Source organism: Pseudomonas sp. SWRI92 (assembly GCF_014268685.1).
Classification (GTDB): domain Bacteria; phylum Pseudomonadota; class Gammaproteobacteria; order Pseudomonadales; family Pseudomonadaceae; genus Aquipseudomonas; species Aquipseudomonas marvdashtae.
Genome location: NZ_JABWQY010000001.1, coordinates 1 through 24,213 on the forward strand (window position 1 = coordinate 1; position 24,213 = coordinate 24,213).

Sequence of the window (24,213 nt, forward strand, 5' to 3'; positions counted from 1 at the left end):
CGATACTGGATACGATTAACGGTTTATCCGTATAACCTGAACCGCCGTATACGGAACCGTACGTACGGTGGTGTGAGAGGACGGCGGATGTAAATCCGCCTCCTACTCGATCTGAAAAATGCCTCAGCCTTGCAGGCACCGCGTTAGACATTCGGGCTCGTTCACCTGGTGTAGGCACGCCTTCATGCATCCTGAAGGAGATCTGACGATCGCGATCACTTCGTCGGTTGCTCCACGAAAAACACCACCTAGCGCGGGCTTTTGACCGTTTTCAGGCGCTGGTTTGCATGCTGGCGTGAGTGGATGAGGTGATGGCTGCGAAGAGTTAGTGTGAATTCGTCGCGATTTTGGGTACCAACGCGAGAGGGTATGTTGGCGATAGCGCGCAACGCTGTGAGGATTAGCGTCTGGTATCGCTGGCGTGCTTGATTGATGTTGGCTATGTTCTCCGATCCCGCAAAATTAAAACCGCCATCAGCTCGGCCGATAACTCCGACCGTGAATCCGCAACCGTGTCCAGTGTAATGTCTGGGCCTACGACCAAGGTCCGCTGTTGGGCGGTCGCCTCATTTAAGGAAAAGTGACTGTGATCATAGGTATCGACCTGGGCACTACCAACAGCTTAGTGGCTGCTTGGGATGGCGAAAGCGCCAGGCTACTCCCTAATGCCTTGGGCAGCTTTCTCACACCCAGCGTCGTTGGCCTCGACGACCACGGTCAACTGATCGCCGGGGAAATTGCCCGCGAACGGCTGCATACCCACCCGCACCTCACCACGTCTCTATTCAAGCGTTATATGGGCAGCTCCCGTGAAACGATGCTGAGCGGGCGCGCTTACCGTGCGGAAGAACTCTCGGCGATGTTGCTGCGCAGCCTCAAGGCCGATGCCGAGCGTGCTTTAGGCGAGCCTGTTCACGAAGCGGTGATCAGCGTACCTGCGTATTTCAGCGACGCTCAGCGCAAGGCCACCCGTATTGCTGGTGAGTTGGCCGGACTGAAGATCGAAAAGCTTGTCAACGAACCTACTGCCGCAGCCTTGGCCTATGGCCTTCAAGAGCGAAAGGAAACGACCTTCCTGGTGTTCGATCTCGGTGGTGGCACCTTTGATGTGTCCATTTTGGAGCTGTTCGAGGGCGTCATGGAAGTGCGCGCCAGCGCGGGGGACAACTTTCTTGGGGGTGAAGATTTCGATGACCGGCTCGTGGAGCACTTCATCGCCAAAATCGGTTCCGCTGATCTCCCCGACATAACCCTCCCCGCCATAGCACAGCGGTTGCGGCGTGAGGCTCAGCGTGTTCGTCATGCATTGGGGCAAGCGCAAGTCGCCCATTTTATCCTTCGCGAGCAAATGCGGGAGTGGAGTCTGGAACTGACCCAGAGCGATCTGGCGGACATCGTCCAGCCTTTGTTGGACCGCCTGCGCACGCCGATCGAACGCGCGCTGCGCGATGCCCGGATCAAGGTCGCGGATCTGGACGAAATATTGTTGGTGGGCGGTACCACGCGCATGCCGCTGGTGCGTAAGTTGGTCGCGACTCTCTTCGGGCGAATTCCGGCAATGCAGCTCAACCCGGACGAGGTTGTTGCGCAGGGAGCGGCCATCCAGGCGGCGCTGCAGGCGCGCCATGCTTCCCTCGAGGAAGTGGTTCTTACCGATGTATGCCCCTATACCTTGGGGATCGAGACCGTAGTACAGCTAGGCACCGATTACCAAAGCGGTCACTACCTGCCAATCATCGAGCGCAACACTGTGGTGCCCGTGAGCCGTTCCCGTGACGTGTCGACCGTCAGCGATAACCAGAAGGTGGTCAGGCTGGGTATCTACCAGGGCGAAAGCCGGTTGGTGGCCAACAACATTTTCCTCGGTGAACTGGAAATTCCCGTACCACCGCGCAAGGCCGGGGAGGTCACGCTGGACGTACGCTTCACCTACGACAATAACGGTTTGCTCGAAGCCCAGGTGCATTTGCCCACCAATGGCGAAACCCGCCGGCTGGTTATCGAGAACAATCCTGGCGTACTGGCTCCCGAAGAAATCGCGCAACGGCTGGCCGCCCTCGAAGCGCTGAAAGTGCACCCGCGCGATCAGCAGATCAATACCCTGCTGCTGGCTCGATTGGACCGCCTTTATCAAGAAGGCCTTGGCGATGGCCGGCAGTACATCGCCGGGCTGGCGAACCATTTTCAGCAAATGCTCGACACTCAGGATGAACACCGGATCCGTAAAGCCCGTGTCGATATTACCCAGCGCCTTGCTCATTTCGAGCAAGAGGGTTAAGCCGCCATGAGTCATTGGCAAGTGCTGGGCATCACCCCGGACGCGGACGAGCGCAGCATCAAACGCGCCTATGCACGGCTGCTCAGAATCCACCGCCCAGACGAAAACCCCAATGAGTTCCAGCGCCTTCGTGAAGCCTATGAAGCCTCGTTGGCCGAGGCGCGCTGGCGTGCGCAGGCCGGAAGGGAAGTCGTTTACGCCCCGTCAGCCGTAAGCGCGTCAACTCCAGAGCGCTACCAGCCGACGGAAGATCCCACGCTGGTCATCCTCAGAGAGCGCGTCGACATTCCAACTACCGCCAGCCCACCGGAACCGTCCCTGAGTCAGATGCAGCAGTGGTTGGCTGAGGGCAAAGACCGTCAAGTAATGGATGCGCTACGCCTTTGGCTGGCGAGCGATTGGCTATTGTCGTTCGAGCGCCGGCAGCAGTTCGAGCAGAATATTTTGGATTGGCTCGAATCCGCAGAGAGATGGTCGCCAACCTTCTTCGATGGGGTGTGCCAGGTCATGGGCTGGGATGAAACCCAGGGCAACCTACCATGCGAGTACTGGCGCTGGGATCGCCTGATCCGGCGATGCGAGGCACAAGCCTTGGCAGAGACCGTACTCAGCGATTTGGCCAGGTTCGACGACGATAAGATGCACGGGCAGGCAGCCGCTATGCTGTTCAAACCCATGACTGACCGCCGCCGTCGTGAAATGGCTGACGGCTTTAGCGGTCTCGACTGGCAACGTTTTGCAGGGCTCGCGCAAGCCATCGAATATCAATTTCCTGAATTGCCCCAGCGCCTTGGGTTGCAACCACTCGACAACTGGCGGGAGTGGTTACCACCCACGAGCTATCGAAGAGTCTACCTTTTTCTGTGGATGGCGCTGTCTGCCGTGCTTATCGCTTCGGTGTTCTTCGGACCGATGAAGAAAGATGGGTTGGGCGTGGTGTTGTTAATGCCGCTGATGATGATGTTCGTGAACTGGATCGGCATGAAGGCATACCATGTTTGGGCTAGGGTGGCTGTGGTAGCGGGGCGTTTGGATGTGCTGATCAGTCGATTGTTATTACCGCGCCGCTGGTACCGACAAGGCGCTGGGCTCTTGTTGCTCCGCCACGTACTCCCCAGTGCAGTGCCCGCAGCCCTGGCATGCGCATGGTCCAGCGATGTCCTGTGGCTGCGGTGGGTAAGCCCAGTGGTGGTGTTCCTCGGTACGATCTACTTCACGAATGACGCACTGAGCGGCGGTAAGGCTTCAATGTGGGCTCGAGCATTACGAGCGCTAAAACTGAGGGTCGGACAGTTGCCTTGGCACCTGTTGAAACGCGAAGGCCTGTTGGCTGTGATTGCAGTGGCAGTGATGGCTGCTGCAGTCTATTTCCGTATGAGCGCTGTTGTTTAGGACGGCACGCGATCTTTCTTTATCATGCTCATCAGCCTGACATGCCTCGGCGTGTCCAGCTGTTTCTGCACTTACCCTACTGCTCGTGCCTCGAAAGAGTCGGTACGTTCTACATCGCCCAATCGTGCGATAGGGAATTCCATCCGGTGTTCGATCACGAGAGCTTGGGCAGCTATCACAGCATTTATGCATGCCATTGATGATTTGCTTAACGACGCAACCAGCTCTGTACTCCATCCCGAAACGTTTGAGCTGCTGGACACCACCATCCTTGGATTGCCGGATGATCCTCGAGATTGGGAACGGGCCTAGGTTTATATGCGGTGGGCTTGGGCCGGTGGGGAGGGCGTTTTTGTGACGGTACCAACGGTTAAGAATGTTAATCGTAGGCGAACTGGTCGATCAATCCAAGACGAGGAACATATGTTTTTGGCCGCAATAAAGCGCCTGGAGCGATCACTGCGTTTGCGCCAATCTTGCAGCCATCACCCACCAGCGCTCCGAATTTGCTGACTCCTGTCTCGATCACATAATCTTCGTGGCGGATTTTTATAGCAGCCCCGTCCAGTTCGTTACGATAGTTTGCGATGATCGCACCGGCTTCAACATTTACCGACTCGCCAATCAATGAGTCGCCAACGAAATTGAAGTGTGCAAGCTTGCTGCCATCCAGCATGAAGGTGCTTTTCAGCTCACAGCTGGGGCCAATAATGCAGTTTCTCCCGAGATACACACCTCCACGAAGGTAGGCGCCCGTAGCTACGAAACAGCCCTCGCCGATGATCACTGCGCCCTTCAGTACGGCTCCTTGCTCAATGACGGCAGTTTCATGAACAGCAATATTGCCTTGACGCCGGTATCCCGCGCCAAGCGCTTCAAGCAATGCCAGGATCCGATTCTCGCAATCCTGAGTCACCGCCCAAGGGGCAGCAGAGCCCATGCCCAGCAATGGCCATTGCGTGATGTAATCATCGACTTTTGGTGACTTCATAAAAGATCTTCCGAAAAAAGTGAGCTTGGTTATGCCTGCCTTGCGCCCATTGGACGTTATCACGCGGATGTTGCGCCGGCGTTTTGATTCATTCGGAGCCTTCACAAGCTGCCGGTTCCCGATTGCTCAAGCGTTCTCTTTAAGCCCGCGCACATCACCCAAGGAATCGCGCTGCATCGACTGCAGGTTTTTTTCGATGGTTTCGCACAGCGCTTCCATCTGGATCTGATGTTCGCTGTGGCGAAACGGGCTCTGCAGATCGGTGCCGATGCGCTCGATTGCCAGCAGCATAAACCCAACCACGGTCGAAGCCAGCGGCGTGAACCAGCCCAGGGACTCCACCAGTCCAACCGGCACAATCAGGCAGAACAGCGAGATAAACAGCCGTGGAAAATACACATAAGGGTAGGGCAGCGGCGTATTCGCGATCCGCTCCATGCCGCCCTGACTGTTGGACAGGTCCACCAGCGTCGACTCAAGACGCGCCAGGCGAATACTGTCCAGATGCCCGGCCTGGTATTCCCGCGCGAGCAAAGTCGCCGAGCCGGTGAGGATATCGTTGGCAAAGTTATTGGTCGTGCCACTGCGGGCAAACTCTTCGGCCGGAATAAACGCCCGCACCTCCTCGGGACAAGGCTGGCCTTGCAGATGCGCGGCGAGGCAATTCACATAAGCGACGTGGCGGCGCAACAGGGTCGACTTGACCGGATTCACCTCGCTGCCGGCGTCGTCCAGCAGCGTCAGCACCTGACGGGCGAAGCTGCGTGAATTGTTGATCATCGTCCCCCACAGCGTCCGCGCTTCCCACCAGCGGTTGTAAGCACTGCTGTTGCGGAAACTGATCAACACCACCAACGCCGAGCCGAGCAAGGTCAGCGGCATCAGCGGCAGGTTCAGCTTGGCGTTGAGAAATAGCATGAAGTCCACCGTGACGGCGATGTCCCAGAGCAACAACCAGAACAACGCCCAGCCCACATAGCCCATGGTCTTGACGATCAGACGGTAATTTTTGACGATGGCAGCTTTCAAACGGAAACCTCGTGGCGAGCAGTTAGCTTAAACGCTTAAGCTCGGACGATGCTTGGGGGCAAAGGTTCGGTTGGCGCGGGAAGCATGACATTTTGGTCGATGTATGCGCAAAGGTCGAAATGTTGTTTGCGCACCTCAAAGGCATCCTGGAATTGGATCGCCTGCGACTACGATTCTTAATGGAAGGCACAAGCATCAAGCCACAACGTCAATCAATGTGGACTAGAGTTATCCCCGTCTAAAACATGCTGAAAGAGGACTGTGAAATGGAAGATTCACTCCGCTCCCCCCAGAACTCGCCACTAAAAACGGGTCTGGTTACCGTAGGCTACACCGGTGTAGATGAGCCCGGTCGCATAGTGGCGGACGCCGATGGCTCTATCTGGTTCGCGGGGTACAGCTCATCCTATTCCTTCGATGACGATTATTGGGCGGCTGACTACCGGGCTACCCTGAGCAAGTTCAATCCTGATGGCACTGTCGATACGAGCTTCAGTGACGATGGCAAAAGCTTTTTAGGCCCTTACGTCAGCTATTGGTATGGCGGTGCTGCCGAGTTTGGCGGCGGGGCAGCGGTGCAGTTAGGTGGAAAGTACCTTGTGATCGATTCAGGCTCCAAGGCAACGGTATCGCGATTCAATATCGACGGCGCCCTTGATAAAAGCTTTGGCGAAGGTGGCAGGGTGGTTACCCCAGTGGGCGATGATGCGCAAAATGCAATCGCGGTGCTGGCAGACGGCAGCATCCTGGTAGGTTTTTCCGCTGTGGACGACGAAAGTTACACGGAAATTGCGCGCCTTACGCCAGACGGTGAAATCGACCTGAGCTTCGGCGGCGACGGGCGCCTGGAGATTGCTGGCGTAGGAAATTATTCTCCCTTCGGCTTGACGCTCCAGCAGGACGGCAAGGTTCTGTTGACTTCCACTCAAGGGATAGTCCATGTGAACGCTGATGGAACATTGGACAGGGAATTTGATGTCGACGGCATCGCGTCCTATTCGAAGGGTTCCGCTTCAGGGGTCACCGTACAGGCCGACGGAAAGATTCTCGTCCTTGGCAGTTTCGAGAATGGGGCGGGCATTTATCGCCTCAATCCCGACGGCAGTCTCGATACTACCTTCGGTGGCAGTGGGCAGCTGGCCGACGGTTTCGCCGCGCCGGGCATCAGTGGAAGAGATGCCGTGGTGCTTGCTGACGGTCGAATCCTCGTTTCCGGAACAGTTTCCACCTCTGCTGATGGGACCAATCTTGGCATTATGCGGCTGGACCCGGATGGCAACCTTGATACAACCTTTGGGAATCCTGACGACGGCTACAGGCACCTTACCGGTGGTACAGAGGATAATCTGTTAGTAGGTACCCACTCCTACAACGATGCAATTTCAGGTGGGGCCGGCAACGATCTGATCGATGGCCGTGGTGGCCGCGACCTGCTCACCGGGGACGAGGGCGGTGACGTGTTCCGCTTCCAGTCGATGACGGACAGCTTCCGAACCGCTGATACTGCCTTTAGTGATCGAATCCGCGACTTCAATACAGACGAGGATATGCTGGATCTTTCAGCGCTTGGTTTTACGGCGTTGGGTAATGGTCATGGGGGAACGCTTGCATTGAAGGTGAACGAGGAGGGCACGCGGACCTACCTGAAGAGCTACGATGCTGATCCCGACGGTCAGCGCTTCGAGCTTGTGTTTGATGGCGACCTCAGTCAACAGCTGGATGCAAACAACCTCCTCTTTACACCCGGCCTCTTGAGTGGAAGCGACGCCAACGATTCCCTCTTCGCGCACGGTTGGACAGAAACGCTTATGGGATTGGCAGGGAACGATACGTTGACCGGCAGCCTGGGAAATACCTCGCTTGATGGCGGCGCGGGACGGGATCTTTTAGTGGGGGGCGGTGGCATTGATACGTTCCACTTCGGTTCAGTGAGCGACAGTTACCGGACGGACTCGGTAAATTCTGCAGATCGCATTTTTGGCTTCGAACAAGGCGTCGATAGGATTGACGTCTCGGCCCTGGGCTTCGTCGGCCTTGGGAGCGGTCACAACGGCACTCTTCAAGTCAGGACAAACGCGGATAACACGCTTACCTATCTCAGAAGCCTGGACACCGATGAGTCAGGTGCCAGATTCGAGGTCACGCTGCAGGGTAGTTATCAGTTTCAGAGTGAGTCGTTCATTTTCGCTTCGACACACACTGGCATTGAGGAAATACAGCTGTTGGGTATGCCACCGGACTACACCCTGGCTTGATTCAGCGGACGAAAATTCAGGCCTCAAAGTGAGTAAAAAAACATAGAGATGGCCGTATGAAAAAGAGGTTCAAGACTCTTTTCCTGGCTCTCGATACGCAGCAATCGTGCCGGCGTATCGAGGACCGGCGGGGCATGTGGTGATGGGATATTAATCCTTCGCGTAAATGAGATGAATAATGTCCTTGGTGGTTTTTATGAAGCCCTCGACATCTTCGTCTGTCATCGCAAGTGTTAGTCCCACTTGGCCGCGATGGACAGGATAGTAGCCACGTGTTGCCATTTCCATCGATGGAAACGTCAACGCGGGTAATTTTGCCGTGTCCGCTCCAGGCGATGCCACGCATCTCATGCAGGCCCTTGCGCGTCAGTTTCTGGGTGCCGGAAGGGTAGGTGACCAGCGATTTGCATACGAAAAACGCGCGTGGTCCAGTCGCTAGGACAACCATCGGTGAGGGAACATGAATGTGGAGGAGGTCCCGGGAGGCGGTGCATTTAAAGCGCCGCTGATGACAGTCAAGCCGGGCGCGGCTCAACCTTCAGTCCGGGCAGGAGGGTGTCGCAAAAGAACGTCGCGATGGATTCCGGAGAGCGCGGGCCACCGGGCTTGATCCACAAGTAGCTGTAGTGGTGGATACCAAGAATAGCCTTCACGGCTAACGAGTCAGATGTGCGGAAGGTCCCCTCGCTCACGCCAGCCTTGAGGATATTCGACCAGAGCTTTTCATACTGCCGGTGCAGGTCGAGCAATTCAGTCTGGCGCTCGCCAATGACCGAATACACTTCTCGAAAACACACCGTCATTTCGGCCAGGTGGGTGACAATCGTGCGCATCACGATGGCCGAGAATTGGCGAAATTTATCTTCTGCAGGCTGGTCGCTCTCGCACAGGGGCGTACCTTCTGCGATGAGCACTCGCAAATACCGGCTGGTGATTTCGAACAGCAATTCTTCCTTGCTGCCGATGTGGTAATACAGCGCGCCTCGAGCCAGGCCAGTGGCTTTTTCCAACTCAGCCATGCCGGTCGCGTGAAACCCGCGCGTCGAGAACAGCTGCGCAGCGATCTTCAGTATCCGCTCCTTAGTGCTTGTTTCAGCAGGTTCGGCAGCGACGACGGCGTTCTTTTTTCCCATGGGTCAATTCCAACCGGTTGAGCGCCAATCATACCCATGCGTGCGCGGTGAAGGATACAGACGGGCGAAGCTCATCCCATGGTTGCAGGAAGATAGTTGTATTGACCGATCGGTACAGAGGCGTTTAACGTGTTTTTAAGGGCGCGGTGGCGTCAAGAGTTCTGAGAGCCTGCCTAGGCATTGGGATCGACCATGACAATAAGCAACCCCGTAACGAAGGCGTCCAGCTCGTCAGCCTCGGCAAGATTGATCGCGATGATCTGTTTCGCCATGCTCGCCTTTGCCGCGAACTCCTTGCTGTGCCGCCTGGCGCTTAAGCACACCGACATTGATGCTGCGAGTTTCAGCGTTGTCCGGCTGGCCAGCGGGGCCTTGGTGTTATGACTGTTGTGTGCCTTGAGGCGGACCTCAACCATAGGCAAAGGCAGTTGGCAGGGGGCCGCTGCCTTGTTCGTTTACGTCTTCGCTTTTTCCTTCGCGTACCGTCATTTGGAGACCGGGACGGGGGCATTGCTGCTGTTTGGCGCGGTTCAGCTGAGCATGGTTCTGTACGGCATGTTCAAAGGCGAGCGGATGCACACGTTGCCAGTCGTTGGGTTTGTGCTGGCGATTGTTGGCTTGGTCAGTCTGCTGCTTCCAGGTGCCGCAGCACCTGACCCCGTTAGCGCACTCACGATGCTGTTATCGGGGGTGGCATGGGGGATCTATTCACTGCTTGGCAAAACTGTCGCCGATCCGCTGGCAACCACAGCCGGCAATTTTCTGCGCTCGATTCCCCTGGTCTTGGTTGCAAGTTTGCCGTTTCTCTCAGAGCTGCGTTGGGATCTGCTGGGGATATTTTATGCGGTTCTTTCCGGCGCGCTGGCGTCGGGCGTTGGCTACGCGGTCTGGTACGTCGCGGTGCGTTATCTTGCAGCGTTTCAAGCCGCGACGGTGCAGTTGAGCGTGCCCATCCTGGCTTCGCTGGCTGGTATCGTTTTTCTGGGGGAAAGCCTTAGCGTAAGGATGGTGTTGGCATCCGCCGCTGTGCTGGGGGGTGTTGCGTTGGTGCTGGGCAGCAAACAGCCCGGCTAGTCGAACAGGTCTACGCGATGCTCGCGCTTTGCGTGATATCGCCAGGGATCAGATAACCACAGTATTTCTAGAATATCGACAATGTCGGCGCGTGCTGCATTGGAGATCCGATACTGCGGCATGCGTTTTTTCATCTCTCGGGCTCCAGGTTGGTTGGATCGAGCCGAGGCTACTCTCAAGCGCATGACAACCCTATTACAAAATCCATATATCCGATTATCCAGATGTATATGCTGAGGTTCTGCTGAGCGGTTGTCTGATGCCCCAGTAAATACAGGGGTTAATGGGTGGTATTAGCAGTGAATCTGATTTTTTCAGAGTTTTCACTGGCGTCTGGCTTTACCGCTAATACACAAAAACGTATATTCGAAAAACCGTATGTGAGCTAGATCATCCACGATGACCAGCAGAACCCGTGTTCTGTTCGTTTGTAGCGCCAGCACCAAGCCCGACGCATTTCGCCACACGCTTCATGAAACTCATGAGCGCATCAAGATGTTTGTCTTGGTGAAAACCAAACGCTGAGAATCGATATGGCTGACCATCTGACACCCACCACTGTTTTTAAATGCCTGGCTGATGAAACCCGTGTCCGCACCATGCTGCTCATCACGCGCGAAGGAGAGCTTTGTGTTTGCGAACTGACCTGCGCGTTGAACGAGAGTCAGCCAAAAATCTCCAGGCACCTGGCGCAGTTGCGCACGTGCGGGCTGCTTTCGGACCGTCGGCAAGGCCAATGGGTTTATTACCGGCTGCACCCAAATCTCCCCGATTGGGTTCATCAAGTGCTGACGATTACGTTCCAAAGCAACAAGCATTGGTTAAGCCCTGATGCCAAACGCCTTGATGAAATGGGTGACCGTCCTGAACGTGCAGCCGTGTGCTGTGAAAACAAGGTCGCTTGATTCCGCCCTCGACTATGAGACCGCCTGATGAAAATCCTTTTTCTCTGCACTGCCAACAGCTGCCGCAGCATCCTTTGTGAGGCGGTCTTCAATCACTTGGCGCCTGACGGCATGAAAGCCTACAGCACGGGTAGTCAACCCAAAGGCGAAGTGCATCCGCTGAGTCTCAAAACGTTGGAAAAGGCCGGTATCTCGACGCTCGGGCTGTCCAGCAAGTCCAGTGATGCCCATATGAACTTGGCACCTGATTACGTCGTCACGGTGTGCGACAAGGCCGCCGGGGAGGCATGTCCTGTCTTTTTCGGGCCGGCCATCAAGGCCCACTGGGGGTTGGCTGACCCTTCGCAATACCACGGAACTCAGGAAGAGATAGAGGCGGCGTTTGAAGCCACCCTGGAGCAGATCAAAACCCGTATCCAAGCCTTCCTGGCTTTACCGCTTTCTCAACTGAATGCCGAGCAGCTCAAGGCAGAGCTGGCTCTCATTGGCACGCTGCAACCACAAGAGCAATGATCATGAGTAAAAGCCGCCTGTCATTTCTGGACCGTTACCAGACGCTGTGGATTTTTCTCGCCATGGCTTTGGGCATCGGTCTGGGGAGTCTGTTCGAAGGCTGGCCGCAGTGGCTCAACAGTCGGCACAACCAACATAGACCGTTGGTAGAGGTGCCGGTATTGATTTCCCTGGTCGGTGTGGCCCTCTGGCTGAAACGTCGCTGGTTCGATGAATCCAAGAACACCGTTGCGCAGGACAAAGACTATGTTTGATGACGCTATTCCTCAGCTTGATACTGAACTGGCCGATCTTCCCTCGGCAGACAAGCTTGGTATCGAAAAGACCTCCATCCACAAGCCGCGCATTTTGCTGCTGTACGGGTCCACTCGTGAGCGCTCTTTCAGTCGTCTGTTGGTGGAGGAGGCCGCTCGACTGCTGGAGCACTTTGGCGCCGAGACGCGGATTTTCAATCCGTCAGGTTTACCGCTGCCAGATGACGCCCCCGACCATCCACGCGTGAAGGAGCTGCGCGACTGGGTGTTGTGGTCCGAGGGACAGGTCTGGTGCTCTCCAGAGCGTCACGGAAACATGAGCGCTGTGTTCAAAGCACAGATCGATTGGGTGCCTCTGGCCATGGGCGCGGTACGCCCGACCCAGGGTAAAACCCTGGCGGTCATGCAGGTGTGCGGCGGCTCGCAGTCGTTCAACGTGGTCAATCAGCTGCGAATGCTGGGACGTTGGATGCGCATGTTCACCATCCCCAATCAATCATCCGTGCCCAAGGCCTATATGGAATTCGACGACAACGGTCGGATGAAACCTTCTCCGTTCTACGACCGTGTCGTGGATGTGATGGAAGAGTTGGTGAAATTCACGCTGCTGCTTCGCGACCGGCAGGACTATCTGGTGGATCGTTATTCCGAGCGCAAGGAGTCCGCAGAGGAACTGATGAAGCGTGTTAACCAGCGGTCGATTTGAAAGGCCCCGCCCACATTGAATACATCGGCCAGTTCGACACCCAGACGAACGCCCACTGATACCAGAGACAGAGCACGACAACATGACTATTAAAATTGGCATCAATGGTTTTGGCCGGATCGGTCGCCTTGCTCTACGAGCAGCCTGGAACTGGCCAGAGTTCGAATTCGTGCAGATCAACGATCCAGCGGGCGACGCGGTGACGCATGCGCACCTGATCAACTTCGACTCGGTGCATGGCCGTTGGCACAACGAAGCCAGCGCCGACGGCGACAACGTCGTCATCGACGGAAAACGGATCAAAGTAACGGCCGACAAATCGATTGCCGAAACAGATTGGACGAGCTGCGATCTGGTGATCGAGGCCAGCGGCAAGATGAAAACCGTGGCGGTGTTGCAGGCCTACCTGGATCAGGGCGTCAAGCGTGTAGTGGTCTGCGCTCCGGTGAAAGAGCAGGGCGCGTTGAACGTCGTCATGGGCGTCAACCAGCACCTGTTCGATCCCGCGCAGCACCGCATCGTCACCGCGGCTTCGTGCACCACCAACTGTTTGGCGCCCGTTGTGAAAGTCATCCACGAAAAGCTGGGCATTCGCCACGGTTCGATCACCACTATCCATGACTTGACCAACACCCAAAGCATCCTCGATCAGCCGCACAAGGATCTGCGTCGTGCGCGTGCTTCAGGCATGAGTCTGATTCCAACCAGCACCGGCTCGGCCACCGCCATCGCCGAGATCTTCCCGGAGCTGCGTGGACGCCTGAATGGTCACGCCGTGCGCGTGCCGCTGGCCAACGCTTCGCTGACCGACTGTGTCTTTGAAGTCGAGCGGGCCACCACTGTCGAAGAGGTCAATCAGCTCCTCAAGGACGCTTCCGAGAACGAGCTGAAAGACATCCTCGGTTTTGAGGAACGTCCGTTGGTGTCTATCGACTACCGTACCGATCCGCGTTCATCGATCATCGATGCGCTGTCGACCATGGTCATCAACGGCACCCAGGTCAAACTCTATGCCTGGTACGACAATGAATGGGGTTATGCCAACCGCACCGTTGAATTGGCCAGACTGGTCGGTCTGGCAGTCTAAGGAGCGGTCATGAAAGCCTTGTCAGCCCTCGCTCCGGAAGTGCGGCAGTACCTGCTCGTGACGGGCAACTACTGGGCCTTCACCCTCACCGATGGTGCCCTGCGCATGTTGGTGGTGCTGCACTTTCACGCGTTGGGCTACAGCCCGCTGCAAATCGCCGCGTTGTTTCTGTTCTACGAAATCTTCGGCGTGATCACCAATCTGGTGGGGGGTTACCTCGGCGCCCGGCTGGGTCTTAACCGGACCATGAACATCGGGCTGGGCATCCAGGTCGCAGCATTGCTGATGCTTACGGTTCCGGTTGCCTGGCTGACCATCCCCTGGGTGATGGGTGCCCAGGCGCTGTCTGGGATTGCCAAAGACTTGAACAAGATGAGCGCCAAAAGCTCGATCAAGCTGCTGGTCCCCGATGGGCAGCAGGGCAAGCTTTATCAATGGGTGGCGATCCTCACCGGCTCGAAGAACGCACTCAAGGGTGTTGGCTTCTTTCTTGGGGGAGCCTTGCTGGTCCTGATCGGCTTCAAAGGCGCTTTACTGGCCATGGCGGGTGTCCTGGCCGTGATCTGGATCAGCAGCGTGATGTTGTTGAAGAAGGACTTGGGCAAGGCAAAAGCCAAACCCAAGTTTCGTGAGCTCTTGTCCAAAAGCCGGGCAATCAACATTCTTTCGGCGGCGCGGATGTTCCTGTTCGGCGCCCGCGATGTCTGGTTCGTGGTGGCTTTGCCGGTGTACTTGAACAGCGTCTTCGGCTGGGACTTCTGGAGGGTTGGTGGCTTCCTGGCTGCCTGGGTGATTGGCTACGGTATCGTGCAATCTTTCGCACCCAGGATCACCGGCAAGAAGAGTGGGCATGTTCCGGATGGGCGTGCGGCCTTTGTGTGGGCACTTGCCCTGGCGGGCCTGCCAGCCTTGATTGCGCTTGGGCTCAACACCGGGTGGTCTCCACAGACGGTACTGCTGGGCGGCCTCATGGTTTTTGGTGTGCTGTTTGCGGTGAATTCGTCCCTGCACAGCTACCTGATCGTGTCCTATGCCAAGGAAGATGGCGTATCGCTGGACGTGGGCTTCTACTACATGTCGAACGCCATGGGACGACTGATTGGAACCGTGCTTTCCGGCTGGGTTTATCAGCTATATGGTCTGGAGGCGTGTTTGTGGATCTCGAGCGTATTCGTATTGCTGGCCGCCCTGATTTCCATCGCATTACCGAGGCATGCCAAGGCGATTTGAAGCCATTCTGTGATGGACCCGAGGCCGCATTTGCGGCCCTGGTCTTATGGTTTTACGAATCAAAAACGTTTTACGACTGGAATCAGCGTTTGACGCTCAGGTAATCACCTGTCGTCTTCAACGAAATGGTCACGTCATTACTCGTGCGATTACGCCAGAACCAGCCATGGGTGCCGTCGAACAAAGCGGTGAATTCGCCCTTGTCCCCTTTGACTTGCTTGGCTTTGGAGTAGCTATGGAAATAGCCCTTTTCGCCGTTATAGGGTTCGCCATGGGTGTCATGGTTCACCGGCCCGCCGGATGCCGTCCATTCATAGCTGACAGTTTTGTCCTTGAGCATTTCCAGTTTGATTTCTGTCCCTTCACCCGGTTTTAGCGTGACGGTCATTTCATCTGTCTTCAGGGCCGGGCTGGGCTGGACCGGGGGTGAAGGCGCAGGTTGAGCTGCAGGGGTTGCAGCTGCAATCTGCGGAGCCGGAGCCTCTTGCACCAGCTGCGGCGCCGCATCCGCCAGCGCCTCCCGGGCAAGCGTGATCTTCATTTCGCCCATTTGCGTCAGGCCCAGTACACGGCCCACGCCCGTTGGATCAATCGCATATTCCGAAGGCATGACGACGGTGACCAACAAGCCGACCGCAGCCAGCAAGGCGATGACGGTCGAGCGCACCAGTTGGTGGGCGCTGGGCAGTTCATTAACAGTGGGGAGTGGCGTATTGAACATGGTCGAAATTCCTTAGGCGGAGACAAACAGGCCGGTGATCTGGTAACCCATCAAAAGGAAACCGGCACTCATCATGGCGACGTTGGCGGTATAGGCATGGCGCCAGAAACTACCGGTGCGCCGCCAATACCCCATCAGAATGAGAATGGCGCTGAGGGCCAGCAACTGGCCGATCTCGACACCAACGTTGAAGGCGATCAGGTTGGGAATCAGGCCGTCGGGAGAGATTTCGTACTCCTGGATTTTCGTTGCCAGGCCAAACCCGTGGAGCAGGCCGAAGATCAGCGTAGCGACCTTGGTATTGGGCTGGACACCGAACCAGCGCTGGAATGCGCCCAGGTTATCGAGCGCCTTGTACACCACCGAGAAACCGATGATGGCGTCGATAATGAAGGAGCTGATACTGACCTCGGTCAGCACGCCGAGCAGCAGGGTGGTCGAGTGTCCGACCGCGAACAGCGTGACGTAGAGCCCTACGTCCTTCAGGCGATACAGGAAGAAAATCACCCCGAACAGAAACAGCAGGTGATCGTAGCCCGTCATCATGTGTTTGGCGCCCATGTAGACAAAGGGCAGCAACATGACGCCGGCGCTTTCCTGGATAAAACCTTTATCGCCTTCAGCGACGGCGTGGGCGAGGGCCTCGGGCATTCCGAGAAGAAATGACGCGAGCAATAGAACCAACAGCAGGAGTGTGCGATGCGATGGCGCAGTGAGCGCGTCGACGCCACTCATGGAGTGCGAATGCATGGATAGAATCCTTCGTTGCAGTGATCAAGGGCCGCAGGGCGACCATGTCAGGAGGCACGCGAAGGGCGAGGTGGGCGTTCGATCAGGAAAATGGGCGCACGAGGAACGGCGTAACCAAGGACCTCGCCTTGTGGAGAGAGCTGTGGCTGGGCCGCCAGGATCGACACGGAGGTGAGTTGCGGTGTCTCGTGCTGATGATCGGGGGTCAGGGGGGAGTGATAGTGATCCGCGCAGTTCGAACACGTCATGTCAGCTTGCTCATCATGAGAATGATGATGAGCGTCTTGCGCGACATCCCAAGAGGGCTGGTCCGACATCATCGACAGCGTACGGGTATGCCCGGCCCAGGCCATGAACATGGCGAAAGCCAGCGCGAATACCACTGCTGTTGTCAGTGTCCTGCTGAACATAATGATCGTGCTTCGACTCGTTATTCTGGGTTTGCCATATCCCCCCTGGGGGGATAGGATTGCCAGCGTAATTCATTGAAGTCCGAGACTCAAGTCATGAGCGACGAACACAGCCATCCCCATACCCACCAAAGTCATGAAGCGATCGTCAAGCGCCTCAAGCGCGCGGACGGTCACTTGCGCAGCATCATCCTCATGATCGAAGAGGGGCGTGAGTGCGTGGACATCGCCCAGCAGTTGCATGCGGTGGAGAAAGCGGTGTGCCAGGCCAAGCGGACGTTGATCCAGGATCACATCGATCACTGCCTGGAAGACACCGTTTCGGCGCTGAACAAAGGTGAGCGCGCGCCGCTGGAAGCCTTCAAACAAATCACCAAGTACCTCTAGGCTCGACATGCCCAATTTTGCTGAATTGCTGCAACAAGGCGGCGCTCACGCCTGGCTGTATTTCCCCAGCGCCATCTTGCTGGGCGCCTTGCATGGCCTGGAGCCGGGTCATTCGAAAACCATGATGGCGGCGTTTATCGTGGCGATCAGGGGGTCGGTAAAGCAGGCGGTTTTGCTGGGATTGGCGGCGACGCTATCCCACACTGCGGTGGTGTGGCTGGTCGCGATCGGTGGCATGTACCTGGGCCAAGGGCTGGACGCTGAGACGACGGAGCCGTACTTCCAACTCGCATCTGCGGCCCTGATCATTGCCATCGCGTTGTGGATGCTCTGGCGTACCTGGCGTGGCGAACAGATGTTCAAGTTCGAGCAAGGTGATGAGCATCATCAGGGCGAACATGACCATGGGCATGAACACGCCGAATTGGAGGACTTGGAGCTGTCTCTGGAAGGTTACCAGGACGCCCACGAACGGGCGCACGCCAACGATATCCGCAAGCGTTTCACCAACCGTGAAGTCACCACGGGCCAGATCATTGTGTTCGGCCTGACGGGTGGACTGATTCCTTGTCCGGCTGCCATCACCGTTCTGTTGCTCTGCCTTCAAGTTAAAGAAGTCGCGCTGGGCGGCATGCTTGTCTTGTGTTTCAGCATTGGCTTGGCGATCACCTTGGTTACTGTGGGAGCGGCGGCAGCCATTGGCGCACGGCAAGCCACCAACCGCTGGCCGTGGCTGAGCACCGTTGCGCGTCGGGCGCCTTATTTGTCCAGCGTGTTGATCATTGGGGTTGGTCTGTACGTGGGCGTTCACGGCTGGAACGGTTTGAACGCATAAGGCTTATGACTAAGACTCAGCTCCGCTGATCGGGCTCTGGCTGCTGCGCCAGAGGTTTCACGATAAGCCTTTTCTCGCTTTCGATAAAACTCAGCCCTGCGCCTGGCGTCTTCTCGCTCCATTTCCTCGTAATGCTTGCGTTTTTCGCGAGCCATCTCTTCGTGGGCCTTTCGGTGTTCCCTGTTATTTTCCTGATCCGCTTTCTCCATCTCTCGCTGGTGTTCCCAGTACCGCTGGTATTGCTCCCGGATTTCCTTATCAGGGTCATCAGCATAAGTTGGCCCTGCGGCCATGCACAGTAATGCGAAGGCATACGTGGTGATTTTGTGCATGGGGTATTGAGCTCCAGTGGTGTTGCGAAACGACGTATCCGGTAGACATCCAACCTGGAAAAAGTTGCTCCTCTGATTCGAAAGTATGGGCTACCCGCCGTAGTGACAGGCTTTCGTTACCAGACAGCGGCAGATGGTTTTATGGAAGCCGGTACATCAAGCGTTCGGCCAGCGACGGTGTTGGTCGTCAATCCCATAGGGGTGCTGATAAATGCCATAAGGCACTTGCCAATGCCCTGACGTTAACGTAAAGATGGCGGCAAGGCGCTGAACCTAGAAGGGCGCAGGGCGGACCGATCCGGAGCGCTTGATGATGCTGATAAAAACAACTCATCCCAAACTTCATCGCGAGGCCCGGCTGGCCCGGGAAAAACTGCACCTCGAGGGCACCGTTCCCGATGGCGTATTGCGCGCGGAAATCGATGCGTCCTGGCGGCGCAGTCTCAGTCATGGCGTGCATTTCAATGCCAAGCAAGAACTGGCGTTGGAGTCGAACGCCAGCCTTGAAGTGCTGCTGGAAAGCAATCGGTTGTTGATCGATGCGGCGATGCCGGCCATCGATTATCTGGCCGAGCGCCAGGGCAAGGAAGGGCTCATCATCCTCGCCAATTCCGACGCCACCATCCTGGCAGCCGAAGGGCGCGCCGATCGTTTCAAAGGTAGCAACCTGCAAGACATCACGCTGGGCGCGTGTTGGAGCGAAGCGGCGCGCGGCACCAACGCGCTGGGTACCGCGCTGGTGGAAGCCCGGCCAACGATGATCGATTGCGGCGAACATTACCTAGACCGTCTGACCGATTTTTCCTGCACCTCGGTGCCGATTTATTGCCCGCAGGGTGACATCCTCGGCGTCCTTGACCTGACCCGCGAAGGCCCGCTCGGCCGCGTTCACGACAGCACGGCGTTGCTGACCATGGCCGTCAGCCAGATCGAAAGTCGCGTGTTCAACGCTTGTTACCCGGAACAGATCGTCCTTGCCTTCCACAGCCGTCGGCAATACCTCGAATCCCCCTGGCAGGGTTTGCTCGCGGTGAGTCTAGGCGGGCAGATCCTCGCGGTCAGCGCCCAGGCATGTCAGTTGCTCCATGCCGAGCGTTCGGCGCTGGTTGGCCGACGCTGTGAAGAGTTCCTGGGTGTCGATGGCCTGCAACTGTTATCGCGCCTGCATCAGGGCGGCATCGGCAGTCTGCAAACCGCCAAGGGTGAATTTTTCTACAAAACCCTGCGCGCGCCGCAGCGCTCGATCAACGTCAGCGCTCCATCGCGCACCCCAATTAAAACCGCTAAACCGCAGCCCGATCTCGAATCCCTGGCCGGCAACAATGCCCGTTACGCCCGGGCGCTGCGCATGGCCCGCCAAGGCCTGGCCAATGAATTGCCAGTGTTGCTGTTGGGCGAAACGGGCACCGGTAAGGAAGTCATCGCCCGAGCGCTGCATATGGCTGGAACCCGCTGCGACAAACCTTTCGTCGCGGTGAACTGCGCGGCCATCCCCGAGGGCCTGATCGAGTCGGAGCTGTTTGGCTATCGCGAAGGCGCCTTTACCGGTTCGCGCCGGGGCGGCATGGTCGGGCGCCTGCAACAGGCCCATGGCGGCACGTTGTTTCTCGATGAAATTGGCGACATGCCGCTGGCCTTGCAAGCCCGTTTACTCAGGGTACTGCAGGACCGCAAGGTCGCGCCGCTGGGCGCTGGAGAGGAGCAAGACATCGACATCGCGCTGATCTGCGCCACGCACCGCGACCTTAAGCGTCTGGTGGAAGACAAACACTTTCGCGAGGATCTGTTTTACCGGGTCAACGGCATCAGCGTAATGCTTCCGGCCCTGCGCGAGCGCGACGACTTCAATGGCCTGGTCGATCGTTTGCTGGCCAAACTCGATGCGCCGACAGTGGTCCTGCATGACGATTTGATCCGCTTGCTAGGCGGCTATCACTGGCCGGGCAACATCCGCCAATTGGAAATGGTTCTGCGCACCGCGCTGGCCATGCGTGAACCCGGGGACACCGTGCTCACCCTCTACCATCTGCCCGACAGTATGCTCGACGAACTGACCGTCGGCGAACGCCCTCAGAGCGGCAGTATTCGTGAACATGAACTGGAGCTGATTCGTCAGTCCCTGGACACGCACCAAGGTAACGTCTCGGCCGCCGCCGATGCCTTGGGTATCAGCCGCGCGACCCTGTATCGCAAGCTCAAACTGTTGCGTTCGTGATGCTGCGTTTGATCGTTCGGCTGGTCGACAGCCAGAACCCCGCGGCCCTGCAAGCGGCGTTGCGCTGGCTCTACAGCTTCGTGCGCCCGCACCGGTTGGCGATCGCCGGGCTGCTTGGGCTGTCGGTCTGCGCTTCGTCGCTGGTATTGGTGCAACCCTGGCTAACCAAGCTGCTGATCGACGACGGCCTGTTGGCGCGCAACTTTGCGATGCTGGCGCTGATCGCCGGGTTGATGATTGTCGCCGGGTTGTTGGGCACGGCGCTGTCGGGCATCAATCGGTACCTGCACACGCGATTGTCCGGACGGATTCTGTTTGCCCTGCGCGATGACCTTTATCGGCATCTGCAGACGCTCTCGCCGGGTTTCTACGGCCAGCGGCGTATCGGTGATCTGATGTCGCGTCTGGATGGCGATGTCGCGGAGATCCAGCGCTTTGCCGTGGATTCCCTGTTCTCGGCGGTGTCGAGCGTGATTGGCCTGGTGGTCGCCGTGGCGATGCTGGTGACCTTGTCGTGGCAACTGTCGCTGCTGGCCTTGGTGCTGATTCCACTCGACGTGCTTTGGCTACGCTGGATGCGGCGTAAGGTCGAGCGCGATGTGCGGCAGTTGCGCGAGCGTTCGGCGGACATGTCCTCGTTCATGGTCGAGACCTTGCCGGTGATGAAATTCATCCAGTCCGCCGGTCAACAACAGCGCGAGGCGCAGCGACTGAAGACGTTGGGCCAAGGGTATATGAGTCAGCTCTTGCGCCTGCAGGTCACTGAGTTTTTCACCCAAGCGGTGCCCGGCACGCTGACATCGTTGTCGCGGGCCTGTGCGTTTTTGATTGGCGGGTACTGGGTGGTGCAAGGGACTTGGCAATTGGGCGCGTTGATCGCCTTTTCCACCTATCTGGGCATGGCTGTCGGCCCGGTCCAGAGCCTGCTAGGGCTCTACGTAGCGATTCAGCGGATGACCGTGAGCCTTGGGCGGGTCATGGAACTGCGCGGTGAAGAGCCAACCGTCCTCACTCCGGTTGCGCCGCAGCCGATGCCGGTCTCTGGCGAACTGCGTTTCGACAACGTGCACTTCAGCCATCCCGGTCGCCCGACCACCTTGCGTGGTATTCAAGCGCGAATTCCCTATGGGTTGAAAGTCGCCCTGAGCGGCGGCTCTGGTGTCGGTAAGTCGACCCTGATCGATCTGCTGCAGCGGCACCACGATCCGCAGTCCGGTCGGGTCTTGCTGGGGGAGGTCGATCTGCGGGAACTGGACCTGTTCCAGCTGCGTCGGCGGATAGCCGTAGTCAGTCAGGACATCGTGCTGTTTCGCGGCAGCCTCGCCGACAACCTGGCCTACGCGGTGCCCGACGCCAGTCGCGAAGCGATTGCCGAAGTGGCGCGGCTGGCGCAGCTCGACAACCTGGTCGAGTCACTGCCCGAAGGCCTCGACAGCCCTTTGGGCGAGCGTGGCCAGCAGTTGTCCGGCGGGCAGAAACAGCGCATCGCCATCGCCCGGGCGCTGTTGCAGGATCCGTTGATCCTGGTGCTGGACGAAGCGACTTCGGCGGTCGACGAAGCCACCGAGCGCGAAGTGATCGCGGCCATCGACCGGTTGTTCGCCGGGCGTACGCGGATCCTGATCAGCCATCGCCCCTCGACCCTGGCCGATGCCGATCTGTGCTTTGAACTGCTGGATGGCGTGCTCACGTCAAGAACGGTGCAGCATGAGGCCTGAGCTGCGGATTGGGGTGGTGGACAGTGGTCATTCGCCGGCGCAACGGGGGCGAGTGATTGCCGGTCGGCGGTTCTCGCTACAGGAGGATGGACAGGCCGAAAGCGATCTACGCGACGATCCGCTGGGCCATGGTAGCGCGGTGATCGAGGCCATCAGCCGGCGTGCACCGGCGGCGGTTTTTTGCGTAGCCCAGGTGTTCGACCAGCGTGGCGTCACCAGCGCCTTGCAGATCGCTACCGCCATCGATTGGCTGGTGGCGCAGGACGTGCGGTTGATCAATCTGAGCCTCGGGTTGCGGCAGGATCGTCACCTGTTGCGTGAAGCCTGTGCTGCGGCGGTGGCGCGGGGCATTTTGCTGTGTGCGTCCAGCCCGGCCCAGGGCGAAGGGGTGTTCCCGGCAAAGTATCCGCAGGTGCTGCGGGTCACCGGCGACGCTCGTTGCACCGAGCAGCAATGGTCGTGGCTCAACAGCGCCCAGGCGGATTTTGCCGCGTGTGTTCACGGTACCTACCCGGGGCAGTCGGGTGCGAGCCTCGGCTGTGCGGCATTGAGCGGGCACATTGTGGGCTTGCTCATCGAAAATCCCGAGGCGAGCAACGAACACGTTGTCGAGTGGCTGCAAAAGAACGCCCGTTATCACGGCCCTGAACGGCGCGTCGGCGCATGAAGCCGATTGTGATTCTTGGCGCGGGGCCTGCGGGGGCGGCGGTGGCCCTGGGGTTGCGACGGCTTGGGTATCCCGTGACATTGGTCAGTGAATGGCGGCGCTTCGCGGCACTGGAAGGGGTTTCCGTGCGGGTATTGGATGCCTTGCGCGGTGCGGGGCTGCATCAAGCATTGACGGATGCGGCGCAGCCTTCCCAGCGACAGGTGTCCTGGAACGGTCAGCAGCATGCTCAGAACATCGAATTTTTGCTGGATCGCCCGAGCTTCGATCGCGGCTTGCGCGAGGATTTGCGCCTGGCGGGGGTTGAGTTGATCGAGGGCCGAGTGCTGACGGTGCAGCCACACGCTTCGGCACATCGAATCGAACTGCAAGGGCGTGACGCGCTGCTCGCGGATTTCCTGGTGGAGGCCCGCGGACGCCAGGCACCTGCCCTTGGTAAAGGCCTGCGTGGGCCGGAGACGGTCAGCTTGCTCAATCGCTGGCAAGGTGCGCCGGGTACCAACGCCAGCGCTGTGGAAAGCCTTGCGGACGGCTGGGCCTGGATGGCGCGCCGGGCCGACGGCCAGTGTTATTGGCAATGGACGGTGGACGTGGCCAGTGCCGAGTTGCCGGGCAAGGCGCTGTTGCTCGACTACTGCCGCCAGCGGTTCCAGCAGTCGGCATTGACCCAGGCGTTTTTCGGGGGTGAACCGCAAACCGATCTGCACCTGCATGCCCGCAGCAGTACGGCGATCTTGTGTCCGCAGGTCTGCGGCGATCATTGGATTCGTGTGGGCGACGCCGCCATGGCGGTGGATCCGCTGTCGGGTAATGGCATCTTCCAGTCGTTGTCTTCGGCGTTGCAAGCGCCTGCGGTGATCAACACGCTGTTGCGCAAACCTGAGCGGAGGTTGCTGGCACAGCGTTTTCATCAGCAACGGGTGGAGCAGTTGTTTTTACGCTTCGCGCGCATTGGCCGGGACTTTTATGCCGATGAGCAGCGTTGGTCGAACCAGCCGTTCTGGCAGGCGCGGCGGCAGTGGCCGGATGCTGAGGTCGCCCACGCCGAGGCGAATTTCTCCGCTCTGAGGATTGAGCTGGCGCCGGTATTGCGCGATGGATTTGTGGATGAGGCCGAGGTGGTGATCACGGCGGATCAACCGCTGGGGATCTGGCATGTGCAAGGGATTGAGTTGGCAGCGTTGGTGCGACGGTTGCACACCGAGCCGACTGCACAGGTGTTGGCTGGGTTGACGGCGGAGCAGGGGCAGGCGGTTCGCAGCTGGCTGCTGGGGCAAGGGTTCAAGCCCTGACATTCGAGGTGCAGATCGTTCCCACGCGGAGCGTGGGAA

Annotated in this window: 25 protein-coding genes and 1 pseudogene; 17 read left to right on the forward strand and 9 right to left on the reverse strand. The window is 58.1% G+C overall.

Going from position 1 to position 24,213, the window contains the following annotated elements:
* Positions 1–586 precede the first annotated feature (586 nt).
* On the forward strand, positions 587–2,278 hold the full coding sequence (locus tag HU762_RS00005; RefSeq protein WP_186631174.1) for an Hsp70 family protein: 1,692 nt from the start codon (positions 587–589) through the stop codon (positions 2,276–2,278).
* Positions 2,279–2,284: 6 nt separating this feature from the next.
* On the forward strand, positions 2,285–3,670 hold the full coding sequence (locus HU762_RS00010; RefSeq protein ID WP_186631178.1) for a DnaJ domain-containing protein: 1,386 nt from the start codon (positions 2,285–2,287) through the stop codon (positions 3,668–3,670).
* Positions 3,671–4,049: 379 nt separating this feature from the next.
* On the opposite strand, the gene HU762_RS00015 is transcribed toward HU762_RS00010, so the two are convergent.
* Both HU762_RS00015 and HU762_RS00020 read right to left on the reverse strand, forming a co-directional pair.
* Complete coding sequence (locus HU762_RS00015) at positions 4,050–4,661, reverse strand: transferase (protein ID WP_186631180.1); 612 nt, start codon at positions 4,659–4,661, stop codon at positions 4,050–4,052.
* A gap of 126 nt (positions 4,662–4,787) precedes the next feature.
* Positions 4,788–5,690 (reverse strand): bestrophin family ion channel, encoded by a 903-nt coding sequence (locus HU762_RS00020; RefSeq protein WP_186631181.1) that lies wholly within the window; start codon positions 5,688–5,690, stop codon positions 4,788–4,790.
* Positions 5,691–5,956: 266 nt separating this feature from the next.
* Between HU762_RS00020 and HU762_RS00025 the strand changes: the two genes are divergently transcribed.
* The gene (locus HU762_RS00025) at positions 5,957–7,945 is read left to right on the forward strand and encodes a M10 family metallopeptidase C-terminal domain-containing protein (RefSeq protein ID WP_186631182.1); all 1,989 of its coding nucleotides are present in this window, start codon (positions 5,957–5,959) and stop codon (positions 7,943–7,945) included.
* A 16-nt stretch (positions 7,946–7,961) separates the two neighbouring features.
* Here the strand turns inward: HU762_RS00025 and HU762_RS26625 are convergent, their stop codons facing one another.
* From HU762_RS26625 to HU762_RS26630, 3 genes are all read right to left on the reverse strand, one after another.
* Entirely contained in the window at positions 7,962–8,393 is a 432-nt protein-coding gene (locus tag HU762_RS26625; RefSeq protein WP_238340314.1) for a hypothetical protein, read from the reverse strand.
* 67 nt (positions 8,394–8,460) lie between these two features.
* A complete protein-coding gene (locus HU762_RS00035; protein WP_025214418.1) occupies positions 8,461–9,078 on the reverse strand; it encodes a TetR/AcrR family transcriptional regulator in 618 nt (205 codons plus the stop codon).
* A gap of 173 nt (positions 9,079–9,251) precedes the next feature.
* Positions 9,252–9,494 (reverse strand): hypothetical protein, encoded by a 243-nt coding sequence (locus HU762_RS26630; RefSeq protein WP_238340315.1) that lies wholly within the window; start codon positions 9,492–9,494, stop codon positions 9,252–9,254.
* Here HU762_RS26630 and HU762_RS00040 point away from each other — a divergent pair.
* Positions 9,463–10,152, forward strand: coding sequence for a DMT family transporter (locus HU762_RS00040; protein ID WP_238340332.1), 690 nt, complete (start codon positions 9,463–9,465; stop codon positions 10,150–10,152). The two genes, HU762_RS26630 and HU762_RS00040, sit on opposite strands and share 32 nt — an antisense overlap.
* Here HU762_RS00040 and HU762_RS00045 read toward each other — a convergent pair.
* Complete coding sequence (locus HU762_RS00045) at positions 10,149–10,286, reverse strand: hypothetical protein (RefSeq protein ID WP_186631183.1); 138 nt, start codon at positions 10,284–10,286, stop codon at positions 10,149–10,151. The genes HU762_RS00040 and HU762_RS00045 overlap by 4 nt on opposite strands.
* Positions 10,287–10,590: 304 nt before the next feature.
* On the opposite strand from HU762_RS00045, the pseudogene HU762_RS26635 reads away from it, so the two are divergent.
* The 7 genes and pseudogenes from HU762_RS26635 to arsJ all read left to right on the forward strand — a co-directional run.
* Positions 10,591–10,677 (forward strand): annotated as a pseudogene (locus HU762_RS26635) (arsenate reductase ArsC); the annotation flags it as partial.
* Between the two features lie 8 nt (positions 10,678–10,685).
* On the forward strand, positions 10,686–11,057 hold the full coding sequence (locus HU762_RS00050; RefSeq protein WP_186631184.1) for a metalloregulator ArsR/SmtB family transcription factor: 372 nt from the start codon (positions 10,686–10,688) through the stop codon (positions 11,055–11,057).
* Between the two features lie 27 nt (positions 11,058–11,084).
* On the forward strand, positions 11,085–11,570 hold the full coding sequence (locus HU762_RS00055; RefSeq protein WP_186631185.1) for an arsenate reductase ArsC: 486 nt from the start codon (positions 11,085–11,087) through the stop codon (positions 11,568–11,570).
* 2 nt (positions 11,571–11,572) lie between these two features.
* The gene (locus HU762_RS00060; protein WP_186632978.1) at positions 11,573–11,824 is read left to right on the forward strand and encodes a hypothetical protein; all 252 of its coding nucleotides are present in this window, start codon (positions 11,573–11,575) and stop codon (positions 11,822–11,824) included.
* Positions 11,817–12,530: an arsenical resistance protein ArsH gene (gene arsH / locus HU762_RS00065; protein ID WP_186631187.1), complete on the forward strand. Its 714-nt coding sequence runs from the start codon at positions 11,817–11,819 to the stop codon at positions 12,528–12,530. Before HU762_RS00060 ends, arsH begins: the two co-directional genes overlap by 8 nt.
* Positions 12,531–12,612: 82 nt before the next feature.
* The gene (locus HU762_RS00070; RefSeq protein WP_186631189.1) at positions 12,613–13,617 is read left to right on the forward strand and encodes an ArsJ-associated glyceraldehyde-3-phosphate dehydrogenase; all 1,005 of its coding nucleotides are present in this window, start codon (positions 12,613–12,615) and stop codon (positions 13,615–13,617) included.
* 9 nt (positions 13,618–13,626) lie between these two features.
* Positions 13,627–14,847, forward strand: a complete 1,221-nt coding sequence (arsJ, locus tag HU762_RS00075) for an organoarsenical effux MFS transporter ArsJ (protein WP_186631193.1) — start codon at positions 13,627–13,629, stop codon at positions 14,845–14,847.
* An 82-nt stretch (positions 14,848–14,929) separates the two neighbouring features.
* Here arsJ and HU762_RS00080 read toward each other — a convergent pair whose 3' ends face one another.
* On the reverse strand, positions 14,930–15,568 hold the full coding sequence (locus tag HU762_RS00080; RefSeq protein ID WP_186631196.1) for a transmembrane anchor protein: 639 nt from the start codon (positions 15,566–15,568) through the stop codon (positions 14,930–14,932).
* Between the two features lie 12 nt (positions 15,569–15,580).
* Complete coding sequence (locus HU762_RS00085) at positions 15,581–16,318, reverse strand: HupE/UreJ family protein (protein WP_186631199.1); 738 nt, start codon at positions 16,316–16,318, stop codon at positions 15,581–15,583.
* A gap of 506 nt (positions 16,319–16,824) precedes the next feature.
* Between HU762_RS00085 and HU762_RS00090 the strand changes: the two genes are divergently transcribed.
* Positions 16,825–17,115: a metal-sensing transcriptional repressor gene (locus tag HU762_RS00090; RefSeq protein ID WP_186631203.1), complete on the forward strand. Its 291-nt coding sequence runs from the start codon at positions 16,825–16,827 to the stop codon at positions 17,113–17,115.
* A 7-nt stretch (positions 17,116–17,122) separates the two neighbouring features.
* Positions 17,123–17,950, forward strand: a complete 828-nt coding sequence (locus HU762_RS00095) for a nickel/cobalt efflux protein RcnA (protein ID WP_186631205.1) — start codon at positions 17,123–17,125, stop codon at positions 17,948–17,950.
* On the opposite strand, the gene HU762_RS00100 is transcribed toward HU762_RS00095, so the two are convergent.
* Positions 17,923–18,282, reverse strand: a complete 360-nt coding sequence (locus HU762_RS00100; protein ID WP_186631208.1) for a hypothetical protein — start codon at positions 18,280–18,282, stop codon at positions 17,923–17,925. The two genes, HU762_RS00095 and HU762_RS00100, sit on opposite strands and share 28 nt — an antisense overlap.
* Positions 18,283–18,592: 310 nt before the next feature.
* On the opposite strand from HU762_RS00100, the gene HU762_RS00105 reads away from it, so the two are divergent.
* From HU762_RS00105 to HU762_RS00120, 4 genes are read left to right on the forward strand one after another with little or no spacing between them, the layout of a single operon-like run.
* Entirely contained in the window at positions 18,593–20,497 is a 1,905-nt protein-coding gene (locus tag HU762_RS00105) for a sigma-54-dependent Fis family transcriptional regulator (protein WP_186631210.1), read from the forward strand.
* The gene (locus HU762_RS00110) at positions 20,497–22,215 is read left to right on the forward strand and encodes an ABC transporter ATP-binding protein (protein ID WP_186631212.1); all 1,719 of its coding nucleotides are present in this window, start codon (positions 20,497–20,499) and stop codon (positions 22,213–22,215) included. The genes HU762_RS00105 and HU762_RS00110 overlap by 1 nt, the downstream gene beginning before the upstream one ends.
* Complete coding sequence (locus tag HU762_RS00115; protein ID WP_186631214.1) at positions 22,205–22,882, forward strand: S8 family serine peptidase; 678 nt, start codon at positions 22,205–22,207, stop codon at positions 22,880–22,882. Before HU762_RS00110 ends, HU762_RS00115 begins: the two co-directional genes overlap by 11 nt.
* On the forward strand, positions 22,879–24,174 hold the full coding sequence (locus HU762_RS00120; RefSeq protein ID WP_186631216.1) for an FAD-dependent monooxygenase: 1,296 nt from the start codon (positions 22,879–22,881) through the stop codon (positions 24,172–24,174). The genes HU762_RS00115 and HU762_RS00120 overlap by 4 nt, the downstream gene beginning before the upstream one ends.
* Positions 24,175–24,213: the final 39 nt, after the last annotated feature.

What these genes read in the sequence shown, in the direction of transcription:
- HU762_RS00050 (WP_186631184.1), top strand. Translation starts at nt 10,686, where the DNA reads ATGGCTGACCATCTGACACCCACCACTGTTTTTAAATGCCTGGCTGAT.
- arsH (WP_186631187.1), top strand. Translation starts at nt 11,817, where the DNA reads ATGTTTGATGACGCTATTCCTCAGCTTGATACTGAACTGGCCGATCTT.
- HU762_RS00090 (WP_186631203.1), top strand. Translation starts at nt 16,825, where the DNA reads ATGAGCGACGAACACAGCCATCCCCATACCCACCAAAGTCATGAAGCG.
- HU762_RS00045 (WP_186631183.1), bottom strand. Translation starts at nt 10,286, where the DNA reads ATGAAAAAACGCATGCCGCAGTATCGGATCTCCAATGCAGCACGCGCC.
- HU762_RS00120 (WP_186631216.1), top strand. Translation starts at nt 22,879, where the DNA reads ATGAAGCCGATTGTGATTCTTGGCGCGGGGCCTGCGGGGGCGGCGGTG.
- HU762_RS00100 (WP_186631208.1), bottom strand. Translation starts at nt 18,282, where the DNA reads ATGCACAAAATCACCACGTATGCCTTCGCATTACTGTGCATGGCCGCA.
- HU762_RS00015 (WP_186631180.1), bottom strand. Translation starts at nt 4,661, where the DNA reads ATGAAGTCACCAAAAGTCGATGATTACATCACGCAATGGCCATTGCTG.
- HU762_RS26630 (WP_238340315.1), bottom strand. Translation starts at nt 9,494, where the DNA reads ATGGTTGAGGTCCGCCTCAAGGCACACAACAGTCATAACACCAAGGCC.
- HU762_RS00115 (WP_186631214.1), top strand. Translation starts at nt 22,205, where the DNA reads ATGAGGCCTGAGCTGCGGATTGGGGTGGTGGACAGTGGTCATTCGCCG.
- HU762_RS00095 (WP_186631205.1), top strand. Translation starts at nt 17,123, where the DNA reads ATGCCCAATTTTGCTGAATTGCTGCAACAAGGCGGCGCTCACGCCTGG.
- HU762_RS00010 (WP_186631178.1), top strand. Translation starts at nt 2,285, where the DNA reads ATGAGTCATTGGCAAGTGCTGGGCATCACCCCGGACGCGGACGAGCGC.
- HU762_RS00110 (WP_186631212.1), top strand. Translation starts at nt 20,497, where the DNA reads ATGCTGCGTTTGATCGTTCGGCTGGTCGACAGCCAGAACCCCGCGGCC.
- HU762_RS00035 (WP_025214418.1), bottom strand. Translation starts at nt 9,078, where the DNA reads ATGGGAAAAAAGAACGCCGTCGTCGCTGCCGAACCTGCTGAAACAAGC.
- HU762_RS00070 (WP_186631189.1), top strand. Translation starts at nt 12,613, where the DNA reads ATGACTATTAAAATTGGCATCAATGGTTTTGGCCGGATCGGTCGCCTT.
- HU762_RS00055 (WP_186631185.1), top strand. Translation starts at nt 11,085, where the DNA reads ATGAAAATCCTTTTTCTCTGCACTGCCAACAGCTGCCGCAGCATCCTT.
- HU762_RS00105 (WP_186631210.1), top strand. Translation starts at nt 18,593, where the DNA reads ATGATGCTGATAAAAACAACTCATCCCAAACTTCATCGCGAGGCCCGG.
- HU762_RS00060 (WP_186632978.1), top strand. Translation starts at nt 11,573, where the DNA reads ATGAGTAAAAGCCGCCTGTCATTTCTGGACCGTTACCAGACGCTGTGG.
- HU762_RS00085 (WP_186631199.1), bottom strand. Translation starts at nt 16,318, where the DNA reads ATGCATTCGCACTCCATGAGTGGCGTCGACGCGCTCACTGCGCCATCG.
- arsJ (WP_186631193.1), top strand. Translation starts at nt 13,627, where the DNA reads ATGAAAGCCTTGTCAGCCCTCGCTCCGGAAGTGCGGCAGTACCTGCTC.
- HU762_RS00080 (WP_186631196.1), bottom strand. Translation starts at nt 15,568, where the DNA reads ATGTTCAATACGCCACTCCCCACTGTTAATGAACTGCCCAGCGCCCAC.
- HU762_RS26625 (WP_238340314.1), bottom strand. Translation starts at nt 8,393, where the DNA reads ATGGTTGTCCTAGCGACTGGACCACGCGCGTTTTTCGTATGCAAATCG.
- HU762_RS00025 (WP_186631182.1), top strand. Translation starts at nt 5,957, where the DNA reads ATGGAAGATTCACTCCGCTCCCCCCAGAACTCGCCACTAAAAACGGGT.